Annotated in this window: 14 protein-coding genes; 5 read left to right on the top strand and 9 right to left on the bottom strand. The window is 45.9% G+C overall.

Annotated features, from left to right (window positions below; translation table 11 throughout):
- Positions 1–28: 28 nt before the first annotated feature.
- The 3 genes from FRZ54_RS19840 to pyrE all read right to left on the bottom strand — a co-directional run bounded on the left by FRZ54_RS19840 (position 29) and on the right by pyrE (position 4009).
- Positions 29–352 carry a peptidylprolyl isomerase gene (locus tag FRZ54_RS19840; protein ID WP_147033552.1) on the bottom strand — a complete coding sequence of 108 codons (324 nt, stop codon included), beginning with the start codon at positions 350–352 and terminating at the stop codon, positions 29–31.
- The gene (locus tag FRZ54_RS19835; RefSeq protein WP_147033551.1) at positions 349–2970 is read right to left on the bottom strand and encodes a GH116 family glycosyl hydrolase; all 2622 of its coding nucleotides are present in this window, start codon (positions 2968–2970) and stop codon (positions 349–351) included. The genes FRZ54_RS19840 and FRZ54_RS19835 overlap by 4 nt, the downstream gene beginning before the upstream one ends.
- Before the next feature lie 397 nt (positions 2971–3367).
- Complete coding sequence (gene pyrE / locus FRZ54_RS19830) at positions 3368–4009, bottom strand: orotate phosphoribosyltransferase (protein ID WP_147033550.1); 642 nt, start codon at positions 4007–4009, stop codon at positions 3368–3370.
- Here pyrE and FRZ54_RS19825 point away from each other — a divergent pair.
- On the top strand, positions 4008–4643 hold the full coding sequence (locus tag FRZ54_RS19825; protein ID WP_147033549.1) for an NUDIX hydrolase: 636 nt from the start codon (positions 4008–4010) through the stop codon (positions 4641–4643). The genes pyrE and FRZ54_RS19825 overlap by 2 nt on opposite strands.
- On the opposite strand, the gene coaD is transcribed toward FRZ54_RS19825, so the two are convergent.
- The 3 genes from coaD to nudK are packed head-to-tail and all read right to left on the bottom strand — an operon-like array spanning position 4618 to position 6073.
- Complete coding sequence (gene coaD / locus FRZ54_RS19820; protein ID WP_147033548.1) at positions 4618–5079, bottom strand: pantetheine-phosphate adenylyltransferase; 462 nt, start codon at positions 5077–5079, stop codon at positions 4618–4620. The two genes, FRZ54_RS19825 and coaD, sit on opposite strands and share 26 nt — an antisense overlap.
- A 53-nt stretch (positions 5080–5132) precedes the next feature.
- A complete protein-coding gene (locus tag FRZ54_RS19815) occupies positions 5133–5501 on the bottom strand; it encodes a DUF4406 domain-containing protein (protein WP_228462549.1) in 369 nt (122 codons plus the stop codon).
- Positions 5498–6073, bottom strand: coding sequence for a GDP-mannose pyrophosphatase NudK (nudK, locus tag FRZ54_RS19810; protein ID WP_228462548.1), 576 nt, complete (start codon positions 6071–6073; stop codon positions 5498–5500). The genes FRZ54_RS19815 and nudK overlap by 4 nt, the downstream gene beginning before the upstream one ends.
- 59 nt (positions 6074–6132) lie before the next feature.
- On the opposite strand from nudK, the gene FRZ54_RS19805 reads away from it, so the two are divergent.
- Positions 6133–6879 carry a DeoR/GlpR family DNA-binding transcription regulator gene (locus FRZ54_RS19805; RefSeq protein WP_147033546.1) on the top strand — a complete coding sequence of 249 codons (747 nt, stop codon included), beginning with the start codon at positions 6133–6135 and terminating at the stop codon, positions 6877–6879.
- Positions 6880–7122: 243 nt separating this feature from the next.
- Here FRZ54_RS19805 and FRZ54_RS19800 read toward each other — a convergent pair whose 3' ends face one another.
- Together FRZ54_RS19800 and FRZ54_RS19795 are read right to left on the bottom strand one after the other, a co-directional pair.
- Complete coding sequence (locus FRZ54_RS19800; RefSeq protein WP_147033545.1) at positions 7123–7668, bottom strand: RsmD family RNA methyltransferase; 546 nt, start codon at positions 7666–7668, stop codon at positions 7123–7125.
- Positions 7644–8459 carry a DUF3822 family protein gene (locus tag FRZ54_RS19795; RefSeq protein WP_147033544.1) on the bottom strand — a complete coding sequence of 272 codons (816 nt, stop codon included), beginning with the start codon at positions 8457–8459 and terminating at the stop codon, positions 7644–7646. Before FRZ54_RS19795 ends, FRZ54_RS19800 begins: the two co-directional genes overlap by 25 nt.
- A 373-nt stretch (positions 8460–8832) precedes the next feature.
- Here FRZ54_RS19795 and FRZ54_RS19790 point away from each other — a divergent pair, with 373 nt between their 5' ends.
- The 3 genes from FRZ54_RS19790 (at position 8833) to FRZ54_RS19780 (ending at position 11504) form a co-directional block, all read left to right on the top strand.
- On the top strand, positions 8833–9135 hold the full coding sequence (locus FRZ54_RS19790; RefSeq protein WP_147033543.1) for a polyhydroxyalkanoic acid system family protein: 303 nt from the start codon (positions 8833–8835) through the stop codon (positions 9133–9135).
- Positions 9136–9573: 438 nt separating this feature from the next.
- Positions 9574–10023 (top strand): VOC family protein, encoded by a 450-nt coding sequence (locus FRZ54_RS19785; RefSeq protein ID WP_147033542.1) that lies wholly within the window; start codon positions 9574–9576, stop codon positions 10021–10023.
- Positions 10024–10094: 71 nt separating this feature from the next.
- Complete coding sequence (locus FRZ54_RS19780) at positions 10095–11504, top strand: ATP-dependent DNA helicase (protein WP_147033541.1); 1410 nt, start codon at positions 10095–10097, stop codon at positions 11502–11504.
- A 21-nt stretch (positions 11505–11525) separates the two neighbouring features.
- Here FRZ54_RS19780 and FRZ54_RS19775 read toward each other — a convergent pair whose 3' ends face one another.
- Entirely contained in the window at positions 11526–12857 is a 1332-nt protein-coding gene (locus FRZ54_RS19775) for a sensor histidine kinase (RefSeq protein WP_147033540.1), read from the bottom strand.
- Positions 12858–12865 lie beyond the last annotated feature (8 nt).

The following is a 12865-nucleotide window of genomic DNA, read 5'->3' as shown; positions in this document are numbered from 1 at the left end:
TAGGATCGGGGTCAAATTAAGGCGTTTATCAGCAGCAGCAATCGCCACCGCTGCAATCAGCTTTTGATATGATTTGCGGCATTTCAAAAGGTGTGGGATCAAGCACTTCGTCAATTACTACATCTATATGCAGGTCTTCGAATAAACCCGGCTGCTCCTCTTTTAACAAGACGAACGACCTTTGGTCGCCGGCATGCATACCGTATATATTTTCTTCAAGCGCGGGCAAAATGCCGCCGCTTCCGCATAAGTATCTGAATGGTGTATCGTTCATGATTTCCGTTATCACTGCTCCGCGGCTATTTTTGATTGAATATCTTAAGGCCACCATTTTATTTTCCGCCACCTTCATAGTGATGATTCCCTTCCTGATACGAAAACTTTTTTTACATCAATCTTACCATACATAACATTTATCGATGGCTCGCCACTCTTCAGGCTTACATTTCCGAAACCGGTATCCGTGGACAGGAAGCTCGTAAAATTCCCCACTTTTGAATCGATATGCAGCGTTTTGGTAACCGCATCATACTTTACACCGGTAAGCGCCTGCAGGTATCCATAGCTTGATAAAGCCCGCGCGTACCAATGTCCGCATTCGTATTCATTAAATGGGTTGCGGATGCGCCCGTCGTACCTGTCGCGCGAGGCTCGTAGTATCGCAAGACCCTCATTAACTACTCCGGTGAGCATCAGGTGTGAAGCTACCTGGTGCTCGATACCGGTCCAAACTTCGTCGCTGTAGACAAATGGCAGGGACAGTTTGCCACCATTCGGCCAGGTACATAGTAGCAGGCCGCCCTCATCCCCCAGGGCGTAAGCAGGCCTTTGTGGGTTGGCATGTTCACTCAGATCGGTTTTGAAGTTGTATTTAAAGACCGATTGTAAGTGACTTTTGATGAGGTTGCTGTTGATAGATTCGGGTACCATGCACATTTGAGCGATCCAGACGCCGAGTATGCCGTCGGACAGGCAACCTTTGCCGTATTGATATTTCGGGCCCTCTTTCTCTAAAAGCGCTATGGCTTCTTTTGAGTATTCGCCGCCATACGATTTGGCAGTAGCCGGGTTTTGAGCGTTCAATCCCGTATAGGTAATGTCCTGTATGAAATATTCTCCATCAAACAGCTGATTTTCAAGCGCAATTTTTGCCTTTGATCGTAACATTTTATACCCGCTCACATCCTTCCCCAAATGTTCACCCATTAAAATAATGGCGGTTAGCGAACCGATGTAAAAACTCGTGTGCATTCCATCCGGCCCCCAAAACTCAATATCGTAGGTGTTATGATGTGGCTCTTCTACCACCCCCTTGTTGCGCGGGTCCCAGGTTCGGATACAATAATCAAGGCTCGCTTTTACCATGGGATACATTTTTTGCAGCCAGTTATCGTCGCCGCTGATACGCCATTCGCGATAAACTTTCATGATGCCACCCAATTGGCCGTCGGCAGCAGCATGGAAAGTATGCGTTGCGGGACCGATCGGAAGGTTCGACCTGAAATTCTGATGCCCTTTTTCGTCCTGGCTCTCGCAAAACTCTGTGTGCCTAAGGCTACGCTCCAATGCAGGGAACAGGTGAGGAATGGCCTGTGCATAGTTCCAGACATGCGTGCATGAACCGTGACAACAGCCCCCGCTGTCGCCGCATCCTTCAAAGCTCCATAGGCGCCCGTCGAATTGACGCATTACGGTTGGCGATTTAAGTATCGAAAGATTGCAGGCCACCGCTTCGGTCACCTCGGGCGGAAGTGTTGAATTGTAGAAAGCTTTGCTGAAAAGAGCGCTATTTTTCCGCAGATCATCATAGCGGCTTTTCCAGTAATCAATAACAGCATTGATACTTTCGAACCGGCTGCTATACCACGGTTTATAAAACTTGCCGTCAAAATGCTTATCGTATTTATCAAGCTGCAGATCGCCTGGCGTATTGCAACACCCGCTTGAGGGGTCGCAATCCTTACGCCTGCCCATTTCACCGAAGGTTAACTCTGAATCGGGCGTGTACCAGGCCATCATCAGGCGGATCACCTTTTTCTTGCCCGGCGAAAGGTTGAACGGAACGTATAAACTGGCACCGGGAGCATCGGCAGGTACGGGAGGGTTTTCCCTGGTTTCGGCGTTTTTAACTGTGTTCCATGCCATGGTTAGCGGGTCCCACCAGCCGCCCCTGAACCAGCAATAGTCGACTATGGTCTTATCGTCATCGGTAAACATAGCAAACTCAGACGGATAGGGCTTTTCCTTGGTTCCGCCTTCAAAAAGTATAAAACCATTTTTTGTTTCCCGGATGCTGTTTTTGCCATCATCGACCCTTAGAAAATTCTTTGAATTAAAAGAGAATATTGCTTCAATAGCCGATTTGCCTGTATTGGTAAAAGTATATTCGAGCGCTCCAACAGGCAGGCTGGAATTATCATCATCAGTAGGGATAAACGGGCTCCATCCAGTCAGCTTCACATCAAGCGGGATATCTTTATCGTCCAATTTGATGTGAGCAAATGGGAACTCCGTTTTGAAACTCGCGGCATGAAAATGCGGCAGGCCGGTAGTCGAGCCACCCAAACCGTTGCCGGCATCGTGCAGCCCAAATTTTTTCCAGTTAGGCACCGGGCCTTCAAGCAATTTTGCGCCGTTGACAATCCCCTTCACAGCTATTGCGGCAAATGCCCCGGGATCGTTGAACATGTCCGGGCTGTTGCGGGTCGAGACCTGTGCTATTGAGCCTGTCCCCTCAAGGCAAAACATGCCTGCACCAATGCCACCTATCGGGAATGCAACACGATTCAGGTATTCGCCCGTGTAAGCGGTATTGTAAGCACGTTTGGTTGTTTCTTTTTGATCGGATTTATCAGGGACGTGTTGTTCCTTGTCTGTCGTAAGATTTACAATGTCGGAAGGCACTAAAGCTATGGCTCCGCTCAGGGTGATATTTTTTAAAAAATTTCTTCTTCCGGCGTTCTTTTTCATTTGCAATAAATTGGCAAAGTTTACTGAAATAAATTAAGCATCTATAAAAGTAAATCGCTATCCAGGTTGGCAAAGACTAAATATACAATGTCTGTTTGCACTAACCAAGTTATATTGTTTTTTGTGCGGTGCTGGGGAATGACGCAACAAGCCGGAGAATAATATTTCCTCAATATCACTTTCCGTTGTAGAAAACGTTGCTCAGTGTTTAATTAAAAAATAGCAACTTATTGTTAACTATATAGCTTATAGTTAAGGGGATTGGGTTTGGAACGGCATTTGCCATATGTATCTTACCTAATTTAATTTAAGTCATATGATACTATTGATCGCCAGCTTATTTGTGGTAAACATTGCAGCTGTTTTATTACACCTGAGCGTTAAAAAAGGGTACTAATTATTGCCCCCAGGTTTCGGGCGATGAGCGCCATTTACGTAATATATCGGCATTATCCGAAGAAATATACTGATGTTGTTCGGCGTATTTTATTAAAGCGTTGTAATTGGATAGCGTAAAGAACTTGCATTTGGCTTGTTTAAAGTTCTCGGTAGCAACATCGAAACCATAGCTGAATATAGCCGCCAGACCCGCTACTTCATACCCGGCACTCCGCAAAGCTTCTACTGCCTGTAAACTGCTTTTTCCGGTCGAAATAAGATCTTCGATCACCACGATCCGTTTGCCGGGCATCACTTCTCCCTCTATTAAGCTGCCGGTTCCGTGATCCTTTGGTTTAGAACGGACATAAATAAACGGTAACCCAAGCTCTTGTGCAACTAATGCCCCCTGGGGAATACCAGCAGTCGCAACGCCGGCTATGCAACCCACGGCTCCAAATTCCTCCTGGATAATAAGCGCCAATTGCTGCCTGATGTACGTACGTATGGTAGGGTGGGACAGGGTGATCCGATTGTCGCAATAGATCGGCGATTTCCATCCTGATGCCCAGGTAAAAGGGTTGTCAGGTTGCAATTTAATTGCTTTAATTTGCAGCAGGAACTCGGCTACTTGTTGCTCGATCTCATTTTTATTGAACATGGCTCAAAAGTACAGAATTTATATCAACGAAAAAGTAATACTGATAACGCAGACTGTCCCAAAGCGCGTAGAGCGTTATCAAAGGATTGATGCTCAAACTTTTGACCTGAAATCATTTTACAATCAATATAACGGGAAGCCCGGCGGGCGACTGTTTTATATCATAAGTCCGGATGCGAAGAGCTACCTGAAAAAAGTAATAAAAAGCAATACTCTGATTGAGGCGGCAGGCGGAGTGGTTGAAAATACCAAGGAGCAATTCCTGTTCATCTATCGTAACGGCAAATGGGACCTGCCCAAAGGCAAGTTGGAACGTGGCGAAAAGAAAAAAGAAGGAGCGGTGCGCGAGGTTGAAGAAGAATGCGGAATAAAAGTAAGCGGCCTCGGCAAAAAAATTTGCACAACTTATCACACTTATACCGTCAAAGGCCTGGTAGTGTTAAAAAAAACCTATTGGTACAGGATGAACTATGCAGGCCTGGGAAAATTAAAACCGCAAAAAGAAGAAGGTATAACCAAAGTGAAATGGTACCGTAAAGAAGAGACCGGCCCGATCATTCGCAATACCTTTCCTTCCATTATGGATGTTTTGCTGAAATTAGGGATGATCACAGAAAGGGCAGCGCCTCTTTAGGTACAAACTGGCTTACATCGCCGTTGTGGCGTAATATTTCGCGTACAATAGTCGAACTGATGGACGAATACCCAGGCTTGCTGACGATGAAAATACTCTCAATTTCCGGTGCCAGTGAATGGTTCATCTGTGCTATGGCTTTTTCATACTCAAAGTCGGACACCGTACGGATACCCCGGATCATATAGCCGGCGCCGATGCTCCTGGCAAAATCAACCGTAAGTCCTTCGTATGCAATAATATGGATCCTTGGGTCTTCACCAAAAACAGCCCGCAGCATTTGCTCGCGTGTTGCGACTGATAAGAGGCCTTTTTTTGAACTGTTATCACCGACACCGATATAAAGCTTATCGAAGAGCCCAACAGAGCGTTTGATGATATCGACATGTGCTTTGGTAACGGGGTCAAATGAGCCAGGAAAGAGGGCGATTTTCATTCTGATGATATACTTACACACCAAAAGTAATAATCATTCGCAATAAATCAGTTTTATTGCCCTATAATATCTTCCAGTTGATAGTAGACCGGCAAACCATGCCCTTTTGCCACCTCGACATCCTTATCTGCACCGGACGATTCACCTTTGAGCCGCAGGATAGCATCACATTTGGTGATCAGCCGGTGAGCGACAGGATACGAAATTTCCTGGTAGATCTCATCGCCCGGAGCTTTGGAACCCGCAGCCCTTAAAAGCGGTAGTGCGAGCCACTCACCGATCAGCGGTATATGGCCCGCCCGGAAAAGCGCCAGGGCGGAATCGTTCAGGCGGTCGAGATTTTGCTGCATGAGAACAGGATCGTCATTAGTTCCCGAACGGTAGGGGCCGGCTACAAGTATGGTCATGGGTTGGGTTTTCATATCAGTTTGTTTATTTGCGCGTATTGTAATAGCATCATTGTTTTTGCGTCTTTGATCTCGCCCGTGCCGATCATTTCAAGCGCTTTTGAAAAGGGTAATTCCAACACCTCAATGTTCTCGTGTTCCTCGTCCACACCGCCGCCATCACTTACTTTCATGTCCCTGGTATATTCGGCGACAAAAAAATAGAGTATCTCTGTTACCGAACCCGGCGACATATAGGCTTCAAATACTTTTTGAACTTGCGATAGTTTGTAGCCCGTTTCCTCCTCAGTTTCCCTGCGAATGCATTCTTCTGGGTTATCCTTATCCAGCAGGCCCCCGCAACATTCTATCAAATAACCGCTTTCGTTACCGTTCAGGTAAGTAGGCATCCGGAATTGCCTGGTCAGAATGACGGTTTGAGCGGCTTTGTTATAAAGCAGAATTGTCGCGCCATTCCCACGGTCGTATGCCTCGCGGCTTTGGGTGGTGACTGATCCATCGGGGTGTTTGTGTTCGTATGTTATCTTCCGCAGGACGTACCAATTATCGGAAAGTACCTCTGTTTTGAGAATGTTTATATTTTTCAAAATATAATGATTGTTTTTGATCGATTATGATTACTTTTGAACAAAGTAACAGATAAAGGATGAATTTTCAAAAAAGAAAACACATTATTCTTGAAAAGCTGAAAAAGACGGGAGAGGTTGATATTAAACAGGCAGCTGCCGAACTGGAGACATCCGAAATAACCATCCGCCGTGATCTGAATAAGCTGGCAGAGGATGGCCTGCTTTTCCGCACACATGGCGGCGCTATGCAGGTAAACCAGCTGGACGTTCCACATGAATTTGTAAACAAGGCAGCAAAGAATGTTGAAGCCAAGGATAAAATATGCAAGGCTGCTGCAGCAGAGATCAGCGATGGTGATATCATTTTTATGGACTGCGGCAGTACCGTTTACCGGCTTTGTCAGTTTATTAAAAGTAAAAAGATCAAGGTGATCACCAATTCGTTGCCGGTAGTTTATGAATTGCAAAACAGTATGGTCTCGCTGAATATAATCGGGGGCGAGTTCAACGCCGAACGACAGGCGGTCCACGGTAAAATAGCGGACGAACATATCGGCCGTTACAAAGCAACCAAGGCATTTTTGGGAGTGGATGGCATATCCCGGAATGGACTATTCGCCAACAGCGAGCTGGAAGCCTCGATAACCGAAGCATTTGCCGCCCATAGCGCAAAGACTTTTTTGTTATGCGATGAAAGTAAAATAGGACGCGAAACTTATCTGAGGTTTGCAGGGTTGGATGCGATAGATAGTGTTATTACCAACTCAAATTCCGAAGAATTGAAATATTTTAATGGTCAGGGTATTGAAGTTATTTCCGTTTAATTTTATTTAAACATCATTATGAGGATGATACCTGCCAATACAAATGATGAAAGGAATATCAACCAGTTAGATACTTCTATGTTAATTTTGTATAACAAAAATTTAATGATAATCCCCAATAAGCAGCCAACGATAGCGGTGATTGCAAGGAAGATTGTAAAATAATATGTAGTATATCCAGGGCTTTCTGCGTAGCAAGGTAAATTACTGATAACTGTTAGTAAGATCAATAAAAAAGCTACTTTAGATTTCATTGGCCCTTTTAAAAAACGAAAACGACGAATGTCCATACTTCCGCTGCTCCACAAATGCCGGGTGATTGCTCAAATTCTGTAGCGATTGGTGCTCCACGATCAGCATTCCGCCGGGTAGCAGCAGTTCCTTTTCAAATATGATCTTCGGTATTTCAGGTATGCGGTTCAGGTCGTATGGCGGGTCTGCAAACAACAGGTCGTATTTATCAGTTTCCATCTCCAGGTATTTGAATACGTCGGCTTTATAGGTTTTGACCTGGTCCAAATGGTGCTGCCGGGCGGTATCTTTTATATAATTTATGCAATGGATACTGCGGTCTACTGATATAACCTGCGCAGCTTCCCTGGAAGCAAACTCCAATGAAATATTGCCCGTGCCGCAAAAAAGATCGAGCACCCTGATGCCTTCAAATTCAATTTGATTTTGCAGGATATTGAATAATGCCTCTTTGGCCAGGTCGGTAGTGGGGCGGACAGGCAGGTTTTTCGGCGGATTAAGTCTCAGGCCCCTTAATTTTCCTCCGATGATCCGCATAAATTCAAAGCGGTTAAATATAACAGCGAATTGGAATGTAGTTGTTTAGGCAATTTTACGGGGCAGGTAGTGTTTATTTCTACGCGCCGGAAAAATTTGGCAAGCCGGCTGCCGTTTTCGTCATCCGGGATTATATCGCCGCTCAATACCAGGGTAACCGCTTCATCCGGGAGTTGCAATTCACTGGCGACGACAGTGCTGAAATATGCCAGCTCATCACCGTTCATAAACTCAAAATTGTTATAAAAGCGTAGTTTTCCATCCCTGAAGTTGAGAATCTCAACCAAATTGCCGGTAACATTAAGATATAAATATTGATTCGCCGGACCATCGCCTGCTACAGCCTTTATCCAACCCATGGCGCCAAATACGACATCTTTTGTATCAAATTTTTCAGCCAGGGCATTAATAAGATCACCTCGTACTTTAAACAGCACCTGGTTATCAGCATCGAGTGGTTGCGAGAATACTTTTTCCGAAGGCTTTACATCAAGAAAACGTGCAAAATCAGCCGCTTTTTCCGGGTTAAAAACCCTTACTGGTATAAAAGTGAAGCCCGTATTGGGTACCCCGATGATCCGTTGCCTGTAGTTTTTGAAAAGCAGCTCGTTATCACCCCCAGGCAGGTTTAATACACCCAAGTCTACCCGGTCAGACAACAAAAGGAGCTTGTTCCCATCGGTTACGGCAAACGAGAAGCCATTTGCATCAGCGCTTACCAGCAATGTGTAGCCGCCGGTTTGTTCCGGGTCGAAGTTGTTGTCGAGATACTGGTAATTGCGGTTATCCATGCGGTTATGGCAAAAGTAATATTTTTTGGATTACTTGGCTACTTCGGCCTGTGGAATTAGCGTGAGTGTTACAAACGGGCGTGCATTACCATCGCTTGTTTTACTAAATGTTAACGCTGGCCGCGTTCGCCGGGTAATGGTTAGTATAAATGTCTTTTTTTAAGCAATTGGATGATTTATTCCCTTCAAAGGTGCCATTTTTTGACCGGAAAAGGCCGTTCGTCGCATCCGGAGGTGATCCGGGCAGGCAAATAAGAGAGCTAACCAAAATGCTTTTTTAAAAACTACAAGGCGCTGTAAAAGCTTACCATCAAACTTAAACAGTATTATTGAGTTATCTCTAAGTAATTTTGGCAATTAAAACACGTTTATTATGGCAAGCTTAAACATGACCATCCCATTCAGCATTTCGCACGAGGAAGCACTTAAAAGAATTAAAAACCTGCTGACTGAAACTAAGAAAGAGCACGGCGATAAGATCGATAACTTAAAGGAGCAATGGAACGGGAACGTGGGCATTTTCAGTTTCACGGCCAAAGGCTATGATATTTCGGGCACATTAACGGTAGAACGTTCGGCCGTTGAACTTAACGGAAAGATCCCGTTCGCGGTGTCTCTTTTCAAAGGTGTTATCACAAAGGCCATTAACGAAAAAGCGGCCGAATTGCTCGCGTAAATTACCGGCGTTAACCCGGCGCGCGGCACAATGCTACACTTGGCATGTAAATTGCAAAATACCCTGTGAGAAAGAAGATATTCAACTCTTTTCATTTTAAATAAACAGGGAAAAATGGACGAAATGCGAGATTCGGCCATTTTTTTTGCCCTTAACTGAACAAACCAAGCCGTTTACCTGTAAAACTTACTACTCCGTAGCAGGATTTCTGATGCACAATTTGCCCATGAATATTTCTTTATAGTAAAACTGTAGAAAATTTTCCCCGCTTTTGCCCGGGCGGTAATGCTGGATATCCCCAACCGGAGAATTACCGTAGTTTGCATAGCCGGCGCAAAGAAATATTTTTGCGGTGAGACAATAATTTTACCGGCCGTATTAATATAATGATACGAAATACTGACGCCACGTGCTTTCTAAGCACTAAAATTTACAACAATGACAAAAAATAAATTATTACGAATGGACAACGTCCTTATCGTAGTCGACGACCTTGAAGCCATGAAAGCCTTCTTCCTCCGGCTTGGATTTGAGATGGAGGGCGAAACGACCGTCGGGGGACCTCCTGTAGATCGTCTCATTAGTCTTCAAAATGTTCGTGCTACACTCGTATTCATGCGCACCCCGGATGGGCACGGGCGTATAGAGTTGGATAAGTTCCACACGCCCCGGGCGATCAGGATCGGACCGGAGAAGGCGGCGGTGAACGAACTCGGGATACGCCGCATCATGATGGCTATTGAAGGTCTCGACGCTATGGTGGCTGACCTGCTTGCTCATGGGGCCGAACTTGTAGGGGAAGTGGTTCAATACGAAAACACGTACCGCCTTGCTTACATACGCGGCCCCGAGGGTATCATCGTGGGATTGAGCGAGCAGTTGAAGTAATTAGTCCCCGCGGGGTCTCTCGCGAGGATCCTGCCGCACATAATCATAAATAAATTCCCCACATTTGCCTCATGCCCTCACCCGATCAGATCGCCGAAGTATTCCCGCACGAGCCTACGCCGCAACAGGTGGAGTTATTTGCCCGCCTGCACGAGTTTTTGCTGAGCGATAACGGCGACGAGTGCTTTATACTGAAAGGCTACGCAGGTACCGGCAAAACTACCGTACTGGGTGCGCTGGTTAAAGCGCTAAGGTTTTACAGTTACAAATCGGTATTGCTGGCGCCTACTGGCAGGGCAGCGAAGGTGATCACCAATTACTCGGGCCGCAAGGCTTTTACCATACACAAGCGCATTTACCGGAAAAAGTCGGCCATGAGTATTGACGACCCTTTCCGGCTGGCGGATAACATTGCTACGGATACACTTTTCATCGTTGATGAGGCTTCCATGATCTCGGACGAAACCTCATCCGGTAATAAAGATACCCTCTTGCGCGACCTGGTGAGCTACGTATATAACACCAAAAACTGCAAGCTGGTACTGGTGGGCGATACCGCCCAGTTACCGCCGGTAGGAGCCGACTACAGCCCCGCGCTGGATTTCAACCTGATGAAAAAGATGTTCGCGCTGGATATTTTTAGCTTTGAGCTGACGGATGTGCTGCGGCAGGAGAAGGATTCGGGCATATTATTCAATGTTACGGCCATGCGCGAGATCATCCGCAAGGGAAAGGTATTGACACCCCATATTACCACCAAAGGTTATAAAGATGTTTACCGCATGACCGGCGAACGGCTGGAAGAGGGCCTGAATTATGCCTATAACAAATACGGGCACGAGAATACGCTCATCATCTGCCGGTCGAACAAGAACGCCAACCGCTACAACCAGCAGATACGCGGCCGCATTTTGTACCGCGAGGAAGAGCTCACCGGCGGCGACCAGGTGATGGTTGTGCGCAACAACTACTTCTGGCTGCAGGACCAGGAAGATAGCAGCACCGGTTTCATCGCCAATGGCGACATAGCGAAGATACGTAAGGTGCGCCGGACCGAGGAAATGTACGGTTTCCGGTTTGCGGACGTACAACTGGAATTCATTGACTACGCCGAGGACCCGGTGCTGGAATGTAAGATTTTGCTGGATACCCTCTATTCCGAATCGCCAGCCTTATCCCCGGAGGATCAAAAGCGCTTTTTTATGGAAGTGATGAAGGATTACGAACACATCGCCAGCCGCAAGGCAAAATTCGACGAGATGAAGCTAAACCCGTATTACAACGCCCTGCAGATCAAATTTGCCTACGCCATAACCTGCCACAAGGCACAGGGCGGCCAATGGGATGCCGTCTTCGTCGACCAGGGCTACCTGACAGACGAAATGATCAACATGGATTTCCTGCGATGGTTTTATACAGCCTGCACAAGGGCAACGAAGGAGTTGTATTTGGTGAACTTTGATAACAGATTTTATCTATAGTTACTGGATGATTCTCAATACCTATTCGACGATCGGTAGCTTTATCGTAAACGTCGAACCCTTCTTTTCTTCGCTCATCACTTCGATGGTCCCGTTGTGATTTTCGATGATCTGTTTGGAAATGCTTAGGCCCAGGCCTGTTGATTGTTCACCGCGTACGCCAGGGCGGCGCGCCTTTGAAAAACGTTCGAAGATATGCGGGAGCATATCGTGAGGAATGCCCACGCCGTAATCACGCACCTCTATAATGGCATATTTGTCTTTTTCACTCAGGTAAATATCAATCTTGCCATTCTCTTTTGAGAACTTTAAGGCATTGGTGATCAGGTTATCCATCACCCGCTGGAATTTTTCGGCATTGATCTCTGCAAACAATTGATTTTTCGAGCCTATCAGCACAATATTGCCCTTACCGTTCTTTTGGGCCTTCCAATCGCCGATGATCCTCTTTAAAAAATGGTTCAATTCCGTCCGTTGGGTGTCAATAATATTGATGTTCTCGTTACTGGCAGCGTCCAGCAGGTCGGCAACAATGCCCCGTGCTTTTGCGCAGGATGTTTTGATCATTTCAAGGTTTTCGTGCGTATCCTTGTCCACATCCTCCATTTCCATCATCATGGCTATCGTTTCAATAGCGCCTATGGGGTTGCGCAGGTCGTGTGCCACCATGCCCAGTATCTCGTTTTTAAAGGCGTTTCCTTTTTCAATAGCAATGTTTTTATCCCTGATATCCATCAACTGTATAAAATAGGTTGATTTGTAGGAATAGAAGTATCTCGATATGAAATAAAAGCAAAAAAGCAGGGTAAACGATATGATCTGGTCGTAAACCATTTCCATCGGCTCCGCGGCAGTATAATACAGCAGGTAGGTAAATACCAGTTCGGTCATAACGATCAGGATGATCGTCTCCACATTTTCAAGGACGAATACGACACTGATAATGCTGAGGGCGGTGAGATACAGGGTTAACGCATTGCGCGGGTCAGATGTTGCGATAAAGCTCGAATACATCCCGCAGAAGATGATATAAAAGGCAAACGCAAAAACGAACAGGCCCATGACCATATCAGTCTTTTTCTGCCTGTTAAAAAGATAGATGAACAGGTAACTGCCGCCCCAAAATAGAGGTGTTATGCAGATATATAGCCAATTGGTATAGTTAAATTCGGGGTAGTTTTGCGCCCGGGTAAGACTTTCGGGGAATATAAAATAAAGGATGCGCAGGATGATGTTAAGTATCAGGAATATAATGCTGCCGGTGCGCACGGCTCCAAGGTTCTTCAGGGTATAATAGTCTCGGTAGGCCGAACGGCTTTTGCCTGAAACTCTCTTATACGGCTGATTAGTCAAAACCCGGG

It is taken from the genome of Mucilaginibacter ginsenosidivorans (genome assembly GCF_007971025.1).
GTDB lineage: Bacteria > Bacteroidota > Bacteroidia > Sphingobacteriales > Sphingobacteriaceae > Mucilaginibacter > Mucilaginibacter ginsenosidivorans.
The sequence above is the reverse complement of the archived record's forward strand: the minus strand, read 5'-3'. Positions and strand labels throughout refer to the sequence as shown.

Bases quoted from the DNA above. Each gene is read 5' to 3' on its own strand.
- FRZ54_RS19840 (WP_147033552.1), bottom strand. From the start codon at position 352: ATGAAGGTGGCGGAAAATAAAATGGTGGCCTTAAGATATTCAATCAAA.
- FRZ54_RS19835 (WP_147033551.1), bottom strand. From the start codon at position 2,970: ATGAAAAAGAACGCCGGAAGAAGAAATTTTTTAAAAAATATCACCCTG.
- FRZ54_RS19825 (WP_147033549.1), top strand. From the start codon at position 4,008: ATGGCTCAAAAGTACAGAATTTATATCAACGAAAAAGTAATACTGATA.
- pyrE (WP_147033550.1), bottom strand. From the start codon at position 4,009: ATGTTCAATAAAAATGAGATCGAGCAACAAGTAGCCGAGTTCCTGCTG.
- coaD (WP_147033548.1), bottom strand. From the start codon at position 5,079: ATGAAAATCGCCCTCTTTCCTGGCTCATTTGACCCCGTTACCAAAGCA.
- FRZ54_RS19815 (WP_228462549.1), bottom strand. From the start codon at position 5,501: ATGAAAACCCAACCCATGACCATACTTGTAGCCGGCCCCTACCGTTCG.
- FRZ54_RS19805 (WP_147033546.1), top strand. From the start codon at position 6,133: ATGAATTTTCAAAAAAGAAAACACATTATTCTTGAAAAGCTGAAAAAG.
- FRZ54_RS19800 (WP_147033545.1), bottom strand. From the start codon at position 7,668: ATGCGGATCATCGGAGGAAAATTAAGGGGCCTGAGACTTAATCCGCCG.
- FRZ54_RS19795 (WP_147033544.1), bottom strand. From the start codon at position 8,459: ATGGATAACCGCAATTACCAGTATCTCGACAACAACTTCGACCCGGAA.
- FRZ54_RS19790 (WP_147033543.1), top strand. From the start codon at position 8,833: ATGGCAAGCTTAAACATGACCATCCCATTCAGCATTTCGCACGAGGAA.
- FRZ54_RS19785 (WP_147033542.1), top strand. From the start codon at position 9,574: ATGACAAAAAATAAATTATTACGAATGGACAACGTCCTTATCGTAGTC.
- FRZ54_RS19780 (WP_147033541.1), top strand. From the start codon at position 10,095: ATGCCCTCACCCGATCAGATCGCCGAAGTATTCCCGCACGAGCCTACG.